The sequence below is a fragment of the Streptomyces malachitofuscus genome (assembly GCF_055571035.1).
The window spans coordinates 1-16,781 of record NZ_JBVIGA010000042.1 but is presented as its reverse complement, the minus strand read 5'-3'; the positions used below and the strand labels follow the sequence as shown (position 1 = coordinate 16,781).

General features: G+C 70.1%; 17 protein-coding genes and 1 pseudogene. 3 read left to right on the top strand and 15 right to left on the bottom strand.

The window, feature by feature from the left end; all coding sequences use genetic code 11:
- Positions 1 to 10: 10 nt before the first annotated feature.
- From nuoK to ACZ44S_RS36945, 11 genes are read right to left on the bottom strand one after another with little or no spacing between them, the layout of a single operon-like run.
- Positions 11 to 310, bottom strand: coding sequence for an NADH-quinone oxidoreductase subunit NuoK (nuoK, locus tag ACZ44S_RS36995; RefSeq protein ID WP_037929353.1), 300 nt, complete (start codon positions 308 to 310; stop codon positions 11 to 13).
- Positions 307 to 1,164, bottom strand: coding sequence for an NADH-quinone oxidoreductase subunit J (locus ACZ44S_RS36990; protein ID WP_466937403.1), 858 nt, complete (start codon positions 1,162 to 1,164; stop codon positions 307 to 309). Before ACZ44S_RS36990 ends, nuoK begins: the two co-directional genes overlap by 4 nt.
- Positions 1,161 to 1,802 (bottom strand): NADH-quinone oxidoreductase subunit NuoI, encoded by a 642-nt coding sequence (nuoI, locus tag ACZ44S_RS36985; protein ID WP_190166748.1) that lies wholly within the window; start codon positions 1,800 to 1,802, stop codon positions 1,161 to 1,163. The genes ACZ44S_RS36990 and nuoI overlap by 4 nt, the downstream gene beginning before the upstream one ends.
- Complete coding sequence (nuoH, locus tag ACZ44S_RS36980) at positions 1,795 to 3,168, bottom strand: NADH-quinone oxidoreductase subunit NuoH (protein ID WP_466937399.1); 1,374 nt, start codon at positions 3,166 to 3,168, stop codon at positions 1,795 to 1,797. The genes nuoI and nuoH overlap by 8 nt, the downstream gene beginning before the upstream one ends.
- Positions 3,165 to 5,669 carry an NADH-quinone oxidoreductase subunit G gene (locus ACZ44S_RS36975; protein ID WP_466937396.1) on the bottom strand — a complete coding sequence of 835 codons (2,505 nt, stop codon included), beginning with the start codon at positions 5,667 to 5,669 and terminating at the stop codon, positions 3,165 to 3,167. Before ACZ44S_RS36975 ends, nuoH begins: the two co-directional genes overlap by 4 nt.
- Positions 5,666 to 7,012, bottom strand: coding sequence for an NADH-quinone oxidoreductase subunit NuoF (nuoF, locus tag ACZ44S_RS36970; protein WP_466937392.1), 1,347 nt, complete (start codon positions 7,010 to 7,012; stop codon positions 5,666 to 5,668). The genes ACZ44S_RS36975 and nuoF overlap by 4 nt, the downstream gene beginning before the upstream one ends.
- On the bottom strand, positions 7,012 to 7,872 hold the full coding sequence (nuoE, locus tag ACZ44S_RS36965) for an NADH-quinone oxidoreductase subunit NuoE (RefSeq protein WP_466937390.1): 861 nt from the start codon (positions 7,870 to 7,872) through the stop codon (positions 7,012 to 7,014). The genes nuoF and nuoE overlap by 1 nt, the downstream gene beginning before the upstream one ends.
- The gene (locus ACZ44S_RS36960; RefSeq protein WP_466937388.1) at positions 7,869 to 9,191 is read right to left on the bottom strand and encodes an NADH-quinone oxidoreductase subunit D; all 1,323 of its coding nucleotides are present in this window, start codon (positions 9,189 to 9,191) and stop codon (positions 7,869 to 7,871) included. The genes nuoE and ACZ44S_RS36960 overlap by 4 nt, the downstream gene beginning before the upstream one ends.
- Positions 9,188 to 9,937, bottom strand: coding sequence for an NADH-quinone oxidoreductase subunit C (locus ACZ44S_RS36955; RefSeq protein WP_466937385.1), 750 nt, complete (start codon positions 9,935 to 9,937; stop codon positions 9,188 to 9,190). Before ACZ44S_RS36955 ends, ACZ44S_RS36960 begins: the two co-directional genes overlap by 4 nt.
- The gene (locus ACZ44S_RS36950; protein ID WP_006133126.1) at positions 9,934 to 10,488 is read right to left on the bottom strand and encodes a NuoB/complex I 20 kDa subunit family protein; all 555 of its coding nucleotides are present in this window, start codon (positions 10,486 to 10,488) and stop codon (positions 9,934 to 9,936) included. The genes ACZ44S_RS36955 and ACZ44S_RS36950 overlap by 4 nt, the downstream gene beginning before the upstream one ends.
- Positions 10,489 to 10,501: 13 nt before the next feature.
- Complete coding sequence (locus ACZ44S_RS36945; RefSeq protein WP_007490928.1) at positions 10,502 to 10,861, bottom strand: NADH-quinone oxidoreductase subunit A; 360 nt, start codon at positions 10,859 to 10,861, stop codon at positions 10,502 to 10,504.
- Between the two features lie 774 nt (positions 10,862 to 11,635).
- Here ACZ44S_RS36945 and ACZ44S_RS36940 point away from each other — a divergent pair.
- Complete coding sequence (locus ACZ44S_RS36940) at positions 11,636 to 12,472, top strand: C40 family peptidase (protein ID WP_466937382.1); 837 nt, start codon at positions 11,636 to 11,638, stop codon at positions 12,470 to 12,472.
- Positions 12,473 to 12,780: 308 nt separating this feature from the next.
- On the opposite strand, the gene ACZ44S_RS36935 is transcribed toward ACZ44S_RS36940, so the two are convergent.
- Positions 12,781 to 14,115 (bottom strand): geranylgeranyl reductase family protein, encoded by a 1,335-nt coding sequence (locus ACZ44S_RS36935; RefSeq protein ID WP_466937379.1) that lies wholly within the window; start codon positions 14,113 to 14,115, stop codon positions 12,781 to 12,783.
- Between the two features lie 47 nt (positions 14,116 to 14,162).
- Here ACZ44S_RS36935 and ACZ44S_RS36930 point away from each other — a divergent pair, with 47 nt between their 5' ends.
- Entirely contained in the window at positions 14,163 to 14,681 is a 519-nt protein-coding gene (locus ACZ44S_RS36930) for a GNAT family N-acetyltransferase (RefSeq protein WP_466937376.1), read from the top strand.
- 119 nt (positions 14,682 to 14,800) lie between these two features.
- Entirely contained in the window at positions 14,801 to 15,124 is a 324-nt protein-coding gene (locus tag ACZ44S_RS36925) for a PASTA domain-containing protein (protein WP_466937474.1), read from the top strand.
- Between the two features lie 15 nt (positions 15,125 to 15,139).
- Here the strand turns inward: ACZ44S_RS36925 and ACZ44S_RS36920 are convergent, their stop codons facing one another.
- The 3 genes and pseudogenes from ACZ44S_RS36920 to ACZ44S_RS36910 all read right to left on the bottom strand — a co-directional run.
- On the bottom strand, positions 15,140 to 15,835 hold the full coding sequence (locus tag ACZ44S_RS36920; protein ID WP_466937374.1) for a demethylmenaquinone methyltransferase: 696 nt from the start codon (positions 15,833 to 15,835) through the stop codon (positions 15,140 to 15,142).
- A gap of 30 nt (positions 15,836 to 15,865) precedes the next feature.
- Entirely contained in the window at positions 15,866 to 16,465 is a 600-nt protein-coding gene (locus ACZ44S_RS36915) for an imidazolonepropionase-like domain-containing protein (protein ID WP_466937372.1), read from the bottom strand.
- 7 nt (positions 16,466 to 16,472) lie between these two features.
- Positions 16,473 to 16,781 (bottom strand): annotated as a pseudogene (locus tag ACZ44S_RS36910) (dehypoxanthine futalosine cyclase); the annotation flags it as partial.

Here is a 16,781-nt window from a genome sequence, read left to right as displayed (position 1 = left end):
CAGCGACCCCTTACAGCTTCATCAGGCTGGCGTCGTCGACCGAGGCCGAGTGGCGGGAACGGAACAGGGACACGATGATCGCCAGCCCGACCACGACCTCCGCGGCGGCGACCACCATCGTGAAGAAGGCGATGACCTGGCCGTCGAGATTGCCGTGCATCCGGGAGAAGGCGACGAACGCGAGATTGCAGGCGTTGAGCATCAGCTCGACGCACATGAAGACCACGATCGCGTTGCGCCGGATAAGCACTCCGGTGGCGCCGATCGTGAACAGCAGCGCGGCGAGGTACAGATAGTTGACGGGGTTCACTTCGACGCCTCCTCGGCCCGCTTGAACGTCGGCGGCTCGATCGCCTTGCGCTCCAGGCGCTCCTCCGCACGCTGCTCCAGCGCCCGCAGGTCGTTGAGCGCCTCCTGTGACACGTCACGGACCTGTCCGCGCTCCCGCAGCGTCTTGCTGACGGTGAGGTCCGAGGCGGTGCCGTCGGGCAGCAGGCCGGCGATGTCCACGGCGTTGTGCCGGGCGTACACGCCGGGCGCCGGGAGCGGCGGCAGGTACTTGCCGTCGCGGACGCGTTGCTCGGCCAGCTCCCGCTGGGTTTTGGCGCGCTCGGTGCGCTCGCGGTGGGTGAGCACCATGGCACCGACGGCGGCCGTGATGAGCAGGGCGCCGGTGATCTCGAAGGCGAAGACGTACTTGGTGAACAGGAGGGCGGCGAGGCCCTCCACATTGCCGCCCGCGTTCGCCTCGCCGATGCCGCTGAACTCGCTGAGCGAGGCGTTGCCGATCCCGCCGACCAGCAGGATGCCGAAGCCGAGACCGCACAGCAGGGCCAGCCAGCGCTGGCCCTTGATGGTCTCCTTCAGGGAGTCCGCCGCGGTGACGCCGACCAGCATCACCACGAACAGGAACAGCATCATGATCGCGCCGGTGTAGACGACGATCTGGACGACGCCCAGGAAGTAGGCGCCGTTGGCCAGGTAGAACACCGCCAGGACGATCATGGTGCCGGCGAGACAGAGCGCGCTGTGCACGGCCCGCCGCATGAACACGGTGCACAGGGCGCCGATCACGGCGACCGTGCCGAGGATCCAGAACTGGAAGGCCTCTCCGGTGGAGGTGCCCGCGGAAAGAGTCGCTGCGGCGGCGAGCTGTCCCGTCATCGCCTGATCACCTCATCCGACGCCGGTTCCTCCGGCCCGAACGTCGAGGCGGCCTCCTGCACCACCTCGCCCTTGGAGTGGGCGACCTGCTGCTCCGTACCCGGCGCGGCCTCGGTCACCAGGCCCCGGTAGTAGTCCTGCTCGTCGGTGCCCGGGTACATCGCGTGCGGCGAGTCGACCATGCCCTCCTCCAGACCGGCGAGCAGCTGCTCCTTGGTGTAGATGAGGTTGGCGCGGCTGGAGTCCGCGAGCTCGAACTCGTTGGTCATCGTGAGCGCGCGCGTCGGGCACGCCTCGATGCACAGGCCGCACAGGATGCAGCGGGCGTAGTTGATCTGGTAGACGCGGCCGTACCGCTCGCCGGGCGAGTAGCGCTCCTCCTCGGTGTTGTCCGCGCCCTCGACGTAGATCGCGTCGGCGGGACAGGCCCAGGCGCACAGCTCGCAGCCGACGCACTTCTCCAGGCCGTCCGGATGGCGGTTGAGCTGGTGCCGTCCGTGGAAGCGCGGAGCGGTGGTCTTCTGCTGCTCCGGGTACTGCTCGGTCAGCCGCTTCTTGAACATGGCCTTGAAGGTCACGCCGAAGCCGGCCACGGGGTTCAGGAAACCGGGCTTGGTCTCCTTGGGCTCCTCAGCCATCGGACGCCTCCTTTCCATCCGTAGGTCCACCCGGAGATTCGTCACTCCGAGTATCGGGGCCGCCACTGACAATCAGCTCCCGCTCCCGGTGCGAGCGGCGTCGCGGCACCGGCGGCAACTCCTGTCCCGGCAGCGGCGGTACGGGGAACCCGCCCGCCATGGGGTCGAAGGCGGCCGGGCCCTCGGGCCGCTCGGACTCCTTCGCCCGGGACCGGAACATGTCGGCCACGAAGGAGAGCAGCAGCAGGGCGAGGACGCCCGCGGCGATGTACAGCGCGATGTCCGCGAAGTCGTAGTTCTCGTTCCGCAGCGCCCGCACGGTGGCGACCGCCATCAGCCACACCAGGGAGACCGGGATGAGGACCTTCCAGCCGAGCTTCATCAGCTGGTCGTAGCGGACCCGCGGGAGCGTGCCGCGCAGCCAGACGAAACCGAACAGCAGGCTCAGCAGCTTGCCGGTGAACCAGAGCATCGGCCACCAGCCGTGGTTGGCTCCCTCCCAGAAGGTGCTGATGGGCCACGGGGCCCGCCAGCCGCCCAGGAAGAGCGTCACGGCGACGGCCGAGACGGTCACCATGTTGATGTACTCGGCCAGCATGAACATCGCGAACTTGATGGACGAGTACTCGGTGTTGAAGCCGCCGACCAGGTCGCCCTCGGACTCCGGCATGTCGAAGGGTGCGCGGTTGGTCTCGCCGACCATCGTGACGATGTAGATGAGGAAGGAGACCGGCAGCAGCAGGATGTACCAGCGGTCGTTCTGCTGCTCGACGATGGTCGAGGTCGACATCGACCCGGAGTAGAGGAACACGGAGGCGAACGCGGCGCCCATGGCGATCTCGTACGAGATCATCTGCGCGCAGGAGCGGAGGCCGCCGAGGAGCGGATAGGTGGAGCCGGAGCTCCAGCCCGCCAGGACGATGCCGTAGATGCCGACCGAGGCGACCGCGAGGATGTAGAGCGCCGCGATCGGCAGGTCGGTGAGCTGCATCGTGGTGCGCTGGCCGAAGATCGAGATTTCGTTGCCGGCCGGCCCGAAGGGGATCACCGCGAACGCCATGAAGGCGGGGACGGCCGCGACGATCGGCGCGAGGACGTACACCGCCTTGTCCGCGCGCTTGACGACGACGTCCTCCTTGAGCATCAGCTTCACGCCGTCGGCGAGCGACTGGAGCATGCCCCAGGGCCCGTGCCGGTTGGGGCCGATGCGCAGCTGCATCCAGGCGACGACCTTGCGCTCCATGACGATGGAGATCAGCACGGTCACCATCAGGAAGGCGAAGCAGAACACCGCCTTGACGAGGATCAGCCACCAGGGATCGCGGCCGAACATCGACAGGTCTTCAGCGGCGAGGTACGGGCTCATGCCTCCACCTCCTTGGGGGCCTCGCCGGCGAGCGTCGCCGGGCCGATGCGGACGAGGGAGCCGGGCAGTGCCCCGGCGGCCGAGGGGACGCCGCCGCCGACGGAGTTCAGCGGCAGCCAGACCACCCGGTCGGGCATGTCGGTGACGGCCAGGGGCAGTTCCACCGATCCGGCGCTGCCGGTCACCGACAGCAGGTCGCCGTCCTTGACGCCGACCTCGGCGGCCGTGGCGGCCGACACCCGCGCGCGGGCGGCGTGCCGGGTGCCGGCCAGCGCCTCGTCACCGAGCTGCAGAAGGCCCTGGTCGAGCAGCAGCCGGTGTCCGGCGAGCACGGCCTCTCCGGCGGCCGGCCGGGGCAGGGCGCCCGCGGTCTCCGTCGGGTCGGTGGCCCGGGGACCGTCCCAGACGCCGATCCGGTCGAGCTCCGCGCGGATGGTGCGCAGATCCGGCAGGCCCAGGTGGACGTCCATGGCGTCGGCCAGCATCTGCAGCACGCGCGCGTCGGTGGGCGGGAGCCGCCGGGTCATCTGGTCGGGCTTGAGCGCCGCCTCGAAGAGACGGACCCTGCCTTCCCAGTTGAGGAAGGTGCCGGGCTTCTCGGCGACCGCGGCGACCGGCAGGACGACGTCGGCGAGCTCGGTGACCTCGCTGGGCCGCAGCTCCAGCGAGACCACGAACCCGGCCTCGGCGAGCGCGGCACGCGCGCGTGCCGGGTCGGGGAGGTCGGCGACCTCCACACCGGCGACAAGGAGCGCCTGGAGCTCACCGCGGGCCGCCGCCTCGACGATCTGACCGGTGTCGCGGCCGAAGCGGTGCGGGAGTTCGGCGACGCCCCAGAGGGCGGCGACCTCCTCACGCGCGCGCGGGTCGGTGGCCGGGCGGCCGCCCGGCAGCAGCGCCGGCAGCGCGCCCGCCTCGACGGCGCCCCGCTCCCCGGCCCGGCGCGGGATCCACACCAGCCGGGCCCCGGTCGCGGCGGCGAACCGTACGGCGGCGGTCAGGCCGCCCCGTACGCCCGCCAGCCGCTCGCCGACGACGATCACCGCGCCGTCGGCCCGCAACGCCTCGACGGCCGCGGCTCCGTCGCCCTGCAGGCCGACGCCGCTCGACAGCGCGTCCAGCCATTCGGTCTCGGTGCCGGGCGCGGCCGGCAGCAGGGTGCCTCCGGTTTTCTCGAGTCCGCGCGTGGCGTGCGTGGCCAGGGCGAAGGTCTGCTGCCCGTGCCCGCGCCAGGCCTTGCGCAGCCGCAGGAAGACGCCGGGCGCCTCCTCCTCCGACTCGAACCCGACCAGGAGGACGGCGGGTGCCTTCTCCAGGGCGGTGTACGTGACGCCCGTGCCGTCGAGGTCCCGGCCGCGGCCGGCGACCTGCGCGGCGAGGAAGTCGGCCTCCTCGGCGCTGTGCACGCGCGCGCGGAAGTCGATGTCGTTGGTGGCGAGCGCCACGCGGGCGAACTTGCTGTACGCGTAGGCGTCCTCGACGGTGAGCCGGCCGCCGGTCAGCACCCCGGTGCTGCCCCGCGAGGCCAGCAGCCCCTGGGCGGCGATCTGCAGCGCGTCCGGCCAGGAAGCCGGTTCCAGCTCGCCCTCCGCGTTGCGCACGAGCGGGGTGTCGAGGCGGTCCCGCAGCTGCGCGTACCGGAACGCGAAGCGTCCCTTGTCGCAGACCCACTCCTCGTTGACCTCGGGGTCGTTGCCCGCGAGCCGCCGCATGACCTTGCCGCGCCGGTGGTCGGTGCGGGTGGCGCAGCCGCCGGAGCAGTGCTCGCACACCGACGGCGACGAGATCAGGTCGAAGGGGCGGGAGCGGAACCGGTAGGCGGCCGAGGTGAGCGCGCCGACCGGGCAGATCTGGATGGTGTTGCCGGAGAAGTACGACTCGAACGGGTCGCCCTCGCCGGTGCCGATCTGCTGGAGCGCGCCCCGCTCGACCATCTCGATCATCGGGTCGCCCGCGATCTGGTTGGAGAAGCGGGTGCAGCGGGCGCACAGCACGCACCGCTCGCGGTCCAGCAGCACCTGCGTGGAGATCGCGACGGGCTTCTCGTAGGTGCGCTTCTTGCCGTCGAAGCGGGACTCGGCGTTGCCGTGCGACATCGCCTGGTTCTGCAGCGGGCACTCGCCGCCCTTGTCGCAGACCGGGCAGTCCAGGGGGTGGTTGATGAGCAGGAGCTCCATCACACCCTTCTGGGCCTTCTCGGCGACCGGCGAGGTGAGGTGGGTCTTCACCACCATGCCGTCGGTGCAGGTGATGGTGCAGGAGGCCATGGGCTTGCGCTGGCCCTCGACCTCCACGATGCACTGGCGGCAGGCGCCGGCCGGGGCCAGGAGCGGGTGGTCGCAGAACCGGGGGATCTCGATGCCGAGCTCCTCGGCGGCCCGGATGACCAGGGTGCCCTTGGGCACGCTGATCTCGGCGCCGTCGATCGTCAGCGTGACGAGGTCCTCGGGCGGGACCGCCGCCTCTCCCCCGCCGGAGGGAGCGTTGGTGGTCACAGTCATGCGTGCACCTCCGTACGGTCGGCCCAGGCCGTGGACTTGGCCGGGTCGAAGGGGCAGCAACGGCCCGTGATGTGCTGCTCGTACTCCTCGCGGAAGTACTTGAGCGAGGAGAAGATCGGCGAGGCGGCGCCGTCGCCGAGGGCGCAGAAGGCCTTGCCGTTGATGTTGTCGGCGATGTCGTTCAGCTTGTCGAGGTCGGACATCTGTCCCTTGCCGGCCTCGATGTCCCGCATCAGCTGGACGAGCCAGTACGTCCCCTCACGGCAGGGGGTGCACTTGCCGCAGGACTCGTGGGCGTAGAACTCGGTCCAGCGGGTGACGGCGCGCACGACGCAGGTCGTCTCGTCGAAGCACTGCAGTGCCTTGGTGCCGAGCATGGACCCCGCGGCGCCGACTCCTTCGTAGTCGAGGGGGACGTCGAGGTGCTCGTCGGTGAGCAGCGGCGTCGAGGAGCCGCCGGGCGTCCAGAACTTCAGCCGGTGGCCCGGCCGCATCCCGCCGCTCATCTCCAGCAGCTGGCGCAGGGTGATGCCGAGGGGCGCCTCGTACTGGCCGGGGCTCGCGACATGGCCGCTGAGGGAGTAGAGCGTGAAGCCGGGCGACTTCTCGCTGCCCATCGAGCGGAACCATTCCTTGCCCCGGTTCATGATGGCGGGAACCGACGCGATCGATTCGACGTTGTTCACCACAGTCGGGCACGCGTAGAGGCCCGCGACGGCAGGGAAGGGGGGACGGAGCCGCGGTTGACCCCGCCGGCCTTCGAGCGAGTCGAGCAGTGCGGTCTCCTCACCGCAGATGTACGCGCCCGCGCCCGCGTGCACGGTGAGCTGGAGGTCGAGTCCGCTGCCCAGGATGTTCTCGCCCAGGAAGCCGGCCGCGTAGGCCTCGCGCACGGCCTCGTGCAACCGCCGCAGTACGGGGACGACTTCCCCCCGCAGATAGATGAAGGCCTGGGACGACCTGATGGCGTAACAGGCGATGACGATGCCCTCGATGAGGCTGTGCGGGTTCGCGAAGAGGAGCGGAATGTCCTTGCACGTTCCGGGCTCCGACTCGTCGGCGTTGACAACGAGATAGTGAGGCTTGCCGTCCCCCTGCGGGATGAACTGCCACTTCATTCCCGTCGGGAAGCCGGCGCCGCCGCGGCCGCGCAGTCCGGATTCCTTGACGTACGCGATGACGTCGTCCGGTGACATCGCGAGCGCCCTGCGGAGCCCCTCGTACCCCTCGTGCCTCTGGTAGACGTCCAGCGTCCAGGACCTGTCCTCGTCCCAGAAGGCCGACAGCACGGGTGCGAGCAGCTTCTCCGGGCTCATGTCCTTGAGTTCGGGTGCCAAGGTCATCACTCCCCCTCCTCGGCGACGGGTCCCGACGGATGCGCCGGATCGGAGGCCGACGTGTCCTGCGGCGCGTCGTGCGAACTGAGGTGCTCGGTGGGCGACGGCTCGTGCGGCGGGGTGTCCCGGGGCGCCTCACCGCGCGGGTGCACCACGCGCGCGGGTGCGGCCTCCCCCTTGGCCAGCTTCAGGCCGGTCAGGGAGGCGGGTCCCGCGCTTCCGGTGGCCTCCACGGCTCCCTCGCGCCCGTCGGGGAATCCGGCCAGGATGCGGGCGGTCTCCTTGAAGGTGCACAGGGGCGCACCGCGCGTGGGCGCGACCGGGCGGCCGGCGCGCAGGTCGTCGACCATGCGCTTGGCGCTTTCGGGGGTCTGGTTGTCGAAGAACTCCCAGTTGACCATCACCACGGGGGCGAAGTCGCAGGCCGCGTTGCACTCGATGTGCTCGAGGGTGACCTTGCCGTCGTCGGTGGTCCCGCCGTTGCCGACGCCCAGGTGCTCCTGGAGCTCCTCGAAGATCGCGTCGCCGCCCATGACGGCGCACAGGGTGTTGGTGCACACCCCGACCTGGTAGTCGCCGCTCGGCCGGCGCCGGTACATGGTGTAGAAGGTGGCGACCGCGGTCACCTCGGCGGTGGTCAGGTCCAGCATGTCCGCGCAGAACTGCATACCGGTGCGCGTGACGTGGCCCTCCTCCGACTGCACGAGGTGCAACAGCGGCAGGAGGGCGGACCGGGAGTCCGGGTAGCGGGCGATGACCTCGCGCGCGTCGGTCTCCAGCCGGGCCCGGACGTCGTCCGGGTAGGCGGGCGCGGGCAGTTCGGGCATGCCCAGGCTGACGCCCCGCTCCGAAGAAGAGGTGGTCACCGGTCGACGCCTCCCATCACGGGGTCGATGGACGCGACGGCGACGATGACGTCGGCGACCTGGCCGCCCTCGCACATCGCCGCCATGGCCTGCAGGTTGGTGAAGGACGGGTCGCGGAAGTGGACCCGGTACGGGCGGGTGCCGCCGTCGGAGACGACATGCACCCCGAGCTCGCCCTTGGGCGACTCGACCGCCGTGTACGCCTGTCCCGGCGGAACGCGGAAGCCCTCGGTGACCAGCTTGAAGTGGTGGATCAGGGCCTCCATGGAGGTGCCCATGATCTGCTTGATGTGGTCGAGGGAGTTGCCCAGTCCGTCGGGGCCGAGGGCCAGCTGGGCGGGCCAGGCGATCTTCTTGTCCTCGACCATGACCGGGCCGGGCTGGAGCCGGTCCAGGCACTGCTCGACGATGCGCAGCGACTGGCGCATCTCCTCGAGCCGGATCAGGAAGCGGCCGTAGGAGTCGCAGGTGTCGGCGGTCGGGATGTCGAAGTCGTAGGTCTCGTAGCCGCAGTACGGCTGCGTCTTGCGCAGGTCGTGCGGCAGGCCGGTGGAGCGCAGGATCGGGCCGGTGGCGCCGAGGGCCATGCAGCCGGCCAGGTCGAGGTAGCCGACGTCCTGCATCCGGGCCTTGAAGATGGGGTTACCGGTGGCGAGCTTGTCGTACTCCGGGAGGTTCTTCCGCATCTTCTTCACGAACTCGCGGATCTGGTCCACCGCCCCGGGCGGCAGGTCCTGGGCGAGTCCGCCGGGGCGGATGTACGCGTGGTTCATCCTCAGGCCCGTGATGAGCTCGTAGATGTCGAGAATCAGTTCACGATCACGGAATCCGTAGATCATGATCGTGGTGGCGCCGAGCTCCATGCCGCCGGTGGCGATGCACACCAGGTGGGAGGAGAGCCGGTTCAGCTCCATCAGGAGCACCCTGATGATCGACGCCCGGTCGGGCACCTGGTCCTCGATGCCGAGGAGCTTCTCCACCGCGAGGCAGTACGCCGTCTCGTTGAAGAACGGCGTCAGGTAGTCCATGCGCGTCACGAACGTGGTGCCCTGGGTCCACGTCCGGTATTCGAGGTTCTTCTCGATGCCGGTGTGGAGGTAGCCGATGCCGCAGCGGGCCTCGGTGACCGTCTCGCCGTCGATCTCCAGGATCAGACGGAGCACTCCGTGGGTGGACGGGTGCTGCGGACCCATGTTGACGACGATGCGCTCGTCGTCGGTCCAGGCCGCGCTCTCGACGACCTCGTCCCAGTCGCCGCCGGTGACGGTGTAGACGGTTCCTTCGGTGGTCTCCCTGGGGGAGGCATGCGACGTGCTCACGAGTACGACCTCCGCTGGTCCGGAGCCGGGATCTGGGCGCCCTTGTACTCGACGGGGATGCCGCCGAGGGGGTAGTCCTTGCGCTGGGGGAAGCCCTGCCAGTCGTCCGGCATCATGATCCGCGTCAGGGCCGGGTGACCGTCGAAGACGATGCCGAAGAAGTCGTACGTCTCGCGCTCGTGCCAGTCGTTCGTCGGATAGACCGGGAACAGCGACGGGATGTGCGGGTCGCTGTCGGGGGCGCTGACCTCGAGCCGGATCACCCGGTTGTGGGTGATCGAGCGCAGGTGGTAGACGGCGTGCAGCTCGCGGCCCGTGTCGTTCGGGTAGTGCACCCCGCTGACGCCGGTGCACAGCTCGAAACGCAGGGCGGGGTCGTCGCGCAGGGTCTTCGCCACGCGGACCAGGTGCTCGCGTTCGATGTGGAAGGTGAGTTCGCCGCGGTCGACGACCGTCTTCTCGATGGCGTTGGCGGGGAGCAGGTCCTGCTCCTCCAGCGCGCCCTCCAGTTCGTCGGCGACCTCGTCGAACCAGCCTCCGTAGGGGCGGGAGGCGGGTCCGGGCAGCCGGACCGAGCGGACGAGTCCGCCGTAGCCGGAGGTGTCGCCGCCGTTGTTGGCGCCGAACATCCCGCGCTGGACGCGGACCTCCTCGCCGCCCTGGCCGCGCTGGCCGGGGAGGTTCTGGGCGGAGAGGTCCTTCTCGGGATTCACGTCGTCACCCGCGGTGTTGTTCGCGTCGCTCATCGCAGCAGCCCCTTCATCTCGATCGTGGGCAGGGCCTTGAGCGCCGCCTCCTCCGCCTCGCGGGCCGCCTCCTCGGCGTTCACGCCGAGCTTGGAGCTCTGGATCTTCTGGTGGAGCTTGAGAATGGCGTCCATCAGCATCTCGGGGCGGGGCGGGCAGCCGGGGAGATAGATGTCGACCGGGACGACGTGGTCGACGCCCTGGACGATCGCGTAGTTGTTGAACATGCCGCCCGAGGAGGCGCAGACCCCCATGGAGATCACCCACTTGGGGTTCGGCATCTGGTCGTAGACCTGCCGGAGCACCGGCGCCATCTTCTGGCTGACCCGCCCGGCGACGATCATGAGGTCGGCCTGCCGCGGTGAGCCGCGGAAGACCTCCATGCCGAAGCGCGCCAGGTCGTAGCGGCCGGCGCCGGTGGTCATCATCTCGATGGCACAGCAGGCGAGGCCGAACGTGGCGGGGAAGACGGACGACTTGCGCACCCAGCCCGCGGCCTGCTCGACGGTGGTCAGCAGGAATCCGCTCGGCAGCTTTTCTTCGAGTCCCATGACTAGTGGCCCCTCAGTCCCATTCCAGGCCGCCGCGCCGCCATACGTACGCGTACGCGACGAAGACGGTGAGCACGAAGAGCAGCATCTCCACGAGCCCGAAAAGCCCCAGGGCGTCGAAGGTGACGGCCCAGGGGTAGAGGAAGACGATCTCGATATCGAAAATGATGAAGAGCATCGCCGTCAGGTAGTACTTGATGGGGAAGCGCCCGCCGCCGGCCGGCGTGGGGGTCGGTTCGATACCGCACTCGTAGGCTTCGAGCTTGGCGCGGTTGTACCGCTTCGGACCGATCAGCGTGGCCATGACCACGGAGAAGATCGCAAAGCCTGCCCCGAGGGCTCCCAGTACGAGGATGGGCGCATACGCGTTCACCGCTCCTCGCTCCTCTCAGTCGGCACTGACTGCTGGCGGTTGTGCAGCGGGCTCGACCGGCCTCAACTGCCCCACGAACCACGCCCGCCCCGGCGAAGATCGAGAACATGTGAAGCAGGTCACAAGCCCAACCGCTCCGCATCTTATGCCCGAGGGTCTGTGATCTGCGACACGGGGTATTGCACAAGCTTTGTGATCTCCACCACCTGACGAACGATCATGAAGTCGGATGAGCGGTGATCTTCGCACGCCAAGCGTCCGCGCGATCACCAAAGGTGACATTTTGACTGGTCAGTGCAGCTCAGAGGGGTCGCCTCCATATCAAGAGGCTTCTCGTGCATGCAAATTGGCGCTGGACTTGATCTCTTGGTAGTAGCCGCGTTCACACCTCGGAGGGGCCCCGGGGCGGGGTGTGGACGTGTGCACGCGTTCACGAAGTCGGAGGGTCACGATCCAGTCACATTCCGCCCTCGAGGTCTCCGGCGGTCGACTCCACCCCTCCGCCGGGTCGTCGGCGGCCCGCCGGACGCGACGATCGAGGTAATCGTTCCGTGACCTCTGTCACATTGATGAGAGCCGCATGAGAGCGGGGGTTGGCCAACCAACCCAACCAGTGGTAGTCGCGGGGCAATTCGGGCGTAACGATGAAAGTGCGTGATCACGGGCCGATCACGGGCGCCCGCAATGTCCGTTACGGCGTCAATAAAGAACGACACGCCCGGGATTCGGGCCCTCGATTGAACAACTGTGGCGCAGCACACGTTTCTTGAAGATATGAAGCAGCCCCTGGTACCGGTTGTTCCCATGTCCCACACCGCTCACATACGCAGCCACCGGAAACCCCGCCGCACCGCCCAGACCACTATGGCGATGCGGGCCGGAGTTGCCGGTGGCGTCCTCAGCACCCTGGCAGTGGCCGGGGCGTCGGGTTCGGCGAACGCTGCCGAGCCGGTGACGCAGACCCTTGAACTGCCCACCCTGACGGCAGACCTGGCCGCCCAGGTCGCCCAGTCCGCGGACGCCACCCAGCAGGCCGCCGCGAACTACCAGCTGCAGGCCGAGCGTGACGCGGCCGCCGCCAAGGCCGCCAAGAAGGCCAAGGCGGACCTCGCCGAGGCCAAGGAGAAGGCCGAGGCGAAGAAGAAGGCCGCGGAGGAGGCTCGCAAGGCCGCCGCCGAGCGCGCCGCGCGCGACGCCGAGCGCCCCTCCCTGTCCACCTCCACCGCCACCGCCACGACCGCCTCCGCGCCCGCCAGCGGCAGCGTCGCGACGGTCATCTCCTTCCTCAAGGCACAGGTCGGCGACGCCTACGTCATGGGCGCCACGGGCCCCAACGCCTGGGACTGTTCGAGCCTGGTGCAGGCCGCGTTCAAGCAGGTCGGCGTCGACCTGCCGCGCGTCTCGCAGGACCAGTCGACGGTCGGCACGGACATCCCGCTGTCGCAGATCCAGGTCGGCGACATCCTGTACTGGGGCGGCAAGGGCTCCGCTTACCACACGGGTGTCTACATCGGTAACGGCCAGTACCTGGACGCCGCCAACCCGTCCAAGGGCGTCGTCATCCAGGACCTCTCCGGCTACCCGGCTTCGGGTGCCGTGCGCGTGCTCTGAGCCGCGCCCACACGAGCTGAAGGGCCGCTGCCGCTCGGGGGCAGCGGCCCTCCCTCATGCCCTCGCGCGCCCCGCCGCGCTCACCGCGCACACCAGGGGCAAGATCACCCCATTGTCCGAATCGTCCCCCGTCCGCGGCGCGTTGACCGCGCCCACTCGCGCCCCCACAGCGCCGTACGGGCCCGTGACGGCCCTTCACAGCGCCTCGCGCAGACACCGACGGCCGGTGTCCGCATCCAGGACTCCGGCCGCCCACAGCGCCGCTCAGGACGCCGGCATCGGACGGGGGTCTGCCCCGCCCGGGAACGTCACGCCTTCGGCGCCACCTTGCTCAGACCGTTGATGATGCGGTCCATCGCGTCGCCGCCCGTCGGGTCCGTCAGGTTGGCGAGCAGCTTCAGCGTGAACTTCATCAGCATCGGGTGCGTCAGTCCCCGCTGGGCGGCGATCTGCATGACCTTCGGGTTGCCGATGAGCTTCACGAAGGCGCGGCCGAGCGTGTAGTAGCCGCCGTAGGTGTCCTTCAGGACCCGCGGGTAGCGACGGAGCGCGATCTCCCGCTGGGCCGGCGTCGCCCGCGCGTGCGCCTGCACGATGACGTCCGCGGCGAGCTGCCCGGACTCCATGGCGTAGGCGATGCCCTCGCCGTTGAACGGGTTGACCAGACCGCCCGCGTCGCCGACGAGCAGCAGCCCGCGCGTGTAGTGCGGCTGGCGGTTGAAGGCCATGGGGAGCGCGGCGCCGCGGATCGGGCCGGTCATGTTGTCCGGGGTGTAGCCCCAGTCCTCCGGCATAGAGGCGCACCAGGCCTTGAGGACCTCCCGCCAGTCCAGCTCCTTGAAGGAGTCGGAGGTGTTCAGCACGCCCAGTCCGACGTTGCTGGTGCCGTCGCCCATGCCGAAGATCCAGCCGTATCCGGGCAGCAGCCGGTCCTGGGGGCCGCGGCGGTCCCACAGCTCCAGCCAGGACTCCAGGTAGTCGTCGTCGTGGCGCGGCGAGGTGAAATACGTCCGCACGGCGACGCCCATCGGGCGGTCCTCGCGCCGGTGCAGTCCCATCGCCAGGGACAGCCGGGTGGAGTTGCCGTCGGCGGCCACGACCAGCGGGGCGTGGAAGGTGACCTCCCGCTTGTCCTCGCCGAGCTTGGCCTTGACGCCCGTGATGCGCCCGGTGCGGTCGTCGACGATCGGCGCGCCGACGTTGCAGCGCTCGTACAGCCGGGCGCCCGCCTTCTGGGCCTGCCGGGCGAGCTGCTCGTCGAAGTCGTCGCGCTTGCGGACCAGTCCGTAGTCGGGGAAGGAGGCGAGATCCGGCCAGTCCAGCTGGAGGCGCACCCCGCCGCCGATGATGCGCAGGCCCTTGTTGCGCAGCCAGCCCGCCTCCTCGGAGATGTCGATGCCCATCGACACCAGCTGCTTCACGGCGCGCGGGGTGAGGCCGTCGCCGCACACCTTCTCGCGCGGGAACTCGGTCTTCTCCAGCAGGAGCACGTCGAGGCCGGACCGGGCCAGGTGGTAGGCGGTGGTGGAGCCGGCCGGCCCCGCGCCTACGACAATGACGTCGGCGGTGTTGTCGGAGAGGGGCTCGGTCACGGCGGGATCTCCCCAAGGTTCGAAATCTGCGTGCCGACCGGCACTGGACATGGGCAGTCTATTCAGCAGGACTGATCACCCGGCTGAAGGGCTGCCCCGTGAACCGAGCTCTCCCCGCTGTACGGCTGCGTGTCCCCACCCACGAGGACGCCTTCGCCTGGCACCGGATCTTCGACGACCCGGACGTCATGGAGTTCCACGGCGGAAGGGCGGCGGACCTGTCCGTCTACGAGGAGCTCACCGCCCGCCAGCGCCGGCACGACGCCCAGCTCGGCTTCTGCCTGTGGACCATGCTCGACGAGTCCGGGCAGGTCATCGGCTTCACCGGCGCCCAGCCGTGGCCACGCGACTGGGGTCCGACCGGCGAGATCGAGATCGGCTGGCGCCTCGGGCGGGAGCACTGGGGCAAGGGGTACGCCACCGCCGCGGCCCGGGAAACCCTGGAACGGGTGCGCGCGGCGGGCCTCGACGGCGTGGTCGCGATGGTGGACGCCCGCAACACCCGCTCCACAGCGGTCACCCGGCGACTGGGCATGCGCCTGGCCGAGACCTTCATGACACCGGTCTCGCGGCGCGAGGCCCACTGCTATCGCCTCGACTTCCGTCACACCGAGTAACCATTTGTCACGGAACGCCACTTGATGCTTCCGGCGGGCGCCGCACCGGTCTACTCTGCCGGTACCGCTGGGGGGTGACGTCCGTGCGTGTGGCACCCAAGGGATTCGGGACACCCGAAGTGCGCGTTCCGCGCCTGGTCGGTCTGATGGCCGTGGACGCGCGCGAGTCGGCCCGGGCACAGGGCCTGTCCGTGAACGCCCCGGACCGGCCGGACTTCCATCTCGCCGTCGTGGACTACGTCGTACGCCAGTATCCGCAGCCCGGCACCGAGGTCCCCCGGGACTCCGTGGTCCACGTGTGGTTCGACTTCGGTGAGGGCGACGGCGGAGGCGGGGGCGTGCGCGAACCCCGGGGGCCCCTGCCGCCCACGGGCGGGCTCCAGCGGGAACTGGAGGAGCCGCGCGGCGGCGGCCCCCACGCCGTGGTGCTCAGCTGCCCCTGACGCACGCCGCCGTGCTCAGCCCTCCTTGTAGCCCCGGTGCAGCGCCACCACACCGCCCGTCAGGTTGCGCCACGCCACCCGCGACCAGCCGGCGCCCTTCAGCCGGTCGGCCAGCCCGGGCTGGTCGGGCCAGGCGCGGATCGACTCGGCGAGGTAGACGTACGCGTCCGGGTTGGACGACACCGACCGGGCGACCGGCGGCAGGGCGCGCATCAGGTACTCGGTGTAGACGGTGCGGAACGGCGCCCACGTCGGGTGCGAGAACTCGCAGATGACGATCCGTCCGCCGGGCCTGGTCACCCGGTGCATCTCGCGCAGCGCCGCGTCCGTGTCCTGCACGTTGCGCAGGCCGAAGGAGATGGTGACGGCGTCGAAGACGTCGTCCTTGAAGGGCAGCCGGGTGGCGTCGCCCGCGGTGTACGGCAGCCAGGCGCGGTTGCGCTTGCCGACCTTGAGCATGCCGAGGGAGAAGTCGCAGGGCACCACGTAGGCGCCGGTGCGGGCGAAGGGCATCGACGACGTGCCGGTGCCGGCCGCCAGGTCCAGGACCTTCTGCGCGGGCCGCGCGTCGACGGCCCTGGCGACCTCCTTGCGCCATCTGCGGTCCTGGCCGAGGGACAGCACGTCGTTGGTCAGGTCGTACCGTTCCGCGACGTCGTCGAACATCGAGGCGACTTCGTGCGGCTGCTTGTCCAGGCTGGCTCGGGTCACCGGGCCATTGTGGCAGGCGGCCTCCGCCGGCTACGCGCGCCGGTACACCATACGGCCGCCCACGACGGTGACGACGCAGGTGGACGCGCCGTCCCGCACGAGGGCGTCCCGGTCGGGCACGTCGAACACCGCGAACCGGGCGGGCTTCCCGGCGCCGAGGCCCGGCAGCAGCACGAGCGGCACCGGGGAGAGCGCCGGGGGCCCGGGCAGGGCGGCCGGACGCCCCGCGAGGGCGAGCCCGGCCCTGCGCACCGCGTCCAGGGCCGCGCGGCTGCGCAGTTCACCGGCGACCGCGACCGTTCCGTGCGCCAGCATGCGCTGCACCCCCCGGCGTGCGCTGGCGCCCCGCGCGGACGGAGCGGCGTCGAGCAGGGCCCGCGCGCGCTCCCCGAACAGCGGCTCGGTGCCGAGCCGGTCCGCCTCGCGCGGGTCGGGGTGGTACGCCTGCTCCAGCAGTTCCGGGCCGTACGGGTTGAGCAACCCGGGCGTCAGGATGCCGGGCCACCGCCGCAGCCGGGCGTCCGGGTGGGCGGCGGCCAGCTCTTCGCAGGGGCCGACGGCGGCGATGTGCGCGCCGTCGACCACAACGGCGGCCTCGGGCGAGGCGTCGGCGGCGTGAAGGGTCAGCACGCCGACGTCAGTTGGAGGCGAGGAGCTTCAGCTCCGGATGGGCCGTGCCGCCCTCGATGGCGGTGGAGGAGATGTGGGAGACCACACGGTCGTCGACGGGGTCGTTCGCCGGGTCGTCGTGCACCACGAGGTGCTCGTACGTCGTCGACCGCTGCGCCGGGACCCGGCCCGCCTTGCGGATCAGGTCGATGATCTCCAGCCGGTTGGAGCGGTGCTTGGCACCGGCGGAGGAGACGACGTTCTCCTCCAGCATGATCGAGCCGAGGTCGTCCGCGCCGTAGTGCAGGGACAGCTGGCCGATCTCCTTGCCCGTGGT

Bases quoted from the DNA above. Each gene is read 5' to 3' on its own strand.
- ACZ44S_RS36990 (WP_466937403.1), bottom strand. From the start codon at position 1,164: ATGACGGGACAGCTCGCCGCCGCAGCGACTCTTTCCGCGGGCACCTCC.
- nuoI (WP_190166748.1), bottom strand. From the start codon at position 1,802: ATGGCTGAGGAGCCCAAGGAGACCAAGCCCGGTTTCCTGAACCCCGTG.
- nuoH (WP_466937399.1), bottom strand. From the start codon at position 3,168: ATGAGCCCGTACCTCGCCGCTGAAGACCTGTCGATGTTCGGCCGCGAT.
- ACZ44S_RS36975 (WP_466937396.1), bottom strand. From the start codon at position 5,669: ATGACTGTGACCACCAACGCTCCCTCCGGCGGGGGAGAGGCGGCGGTC.
- nuoF (WP_466937392.1), bottom strand. From the start codon at position 7,012: ATGACCTTGGCACCCGAACTCAAGGACATGAGCCCGGAGAAGCTGCTC.
- ACZ44S_RS36955 (WP_466937385.1), bottom strand. From the start codon at position 9,937: ATGAGCGACGCGAACAACACCGCGGGTGACGACGTGAATCCCGAGAAG.
- ACZ44S_RS36950 (WP_006133126.1), bottom strand. From the start codon at position 10,488: ATGGGACTCGAAGAAAAGCTGCCGAGCGGATTCCTGCTGACCACCGTC.
- ACZ44S_RS36940 (WP_466937382.1), top strand. From the start codon at position 11,636: ATGAAGCAGCCCCTGGTACCGGTTGTTCCCATGTCCCACACCGCTCAC.
- ACZ44S_RS36935 (WP_466937379.1), bottom strand. From the start codon at position 14,115: ATGTCCAGTGCCGGTCGGCACGCAGATTTCGAACCTTGGGGAGATCCC.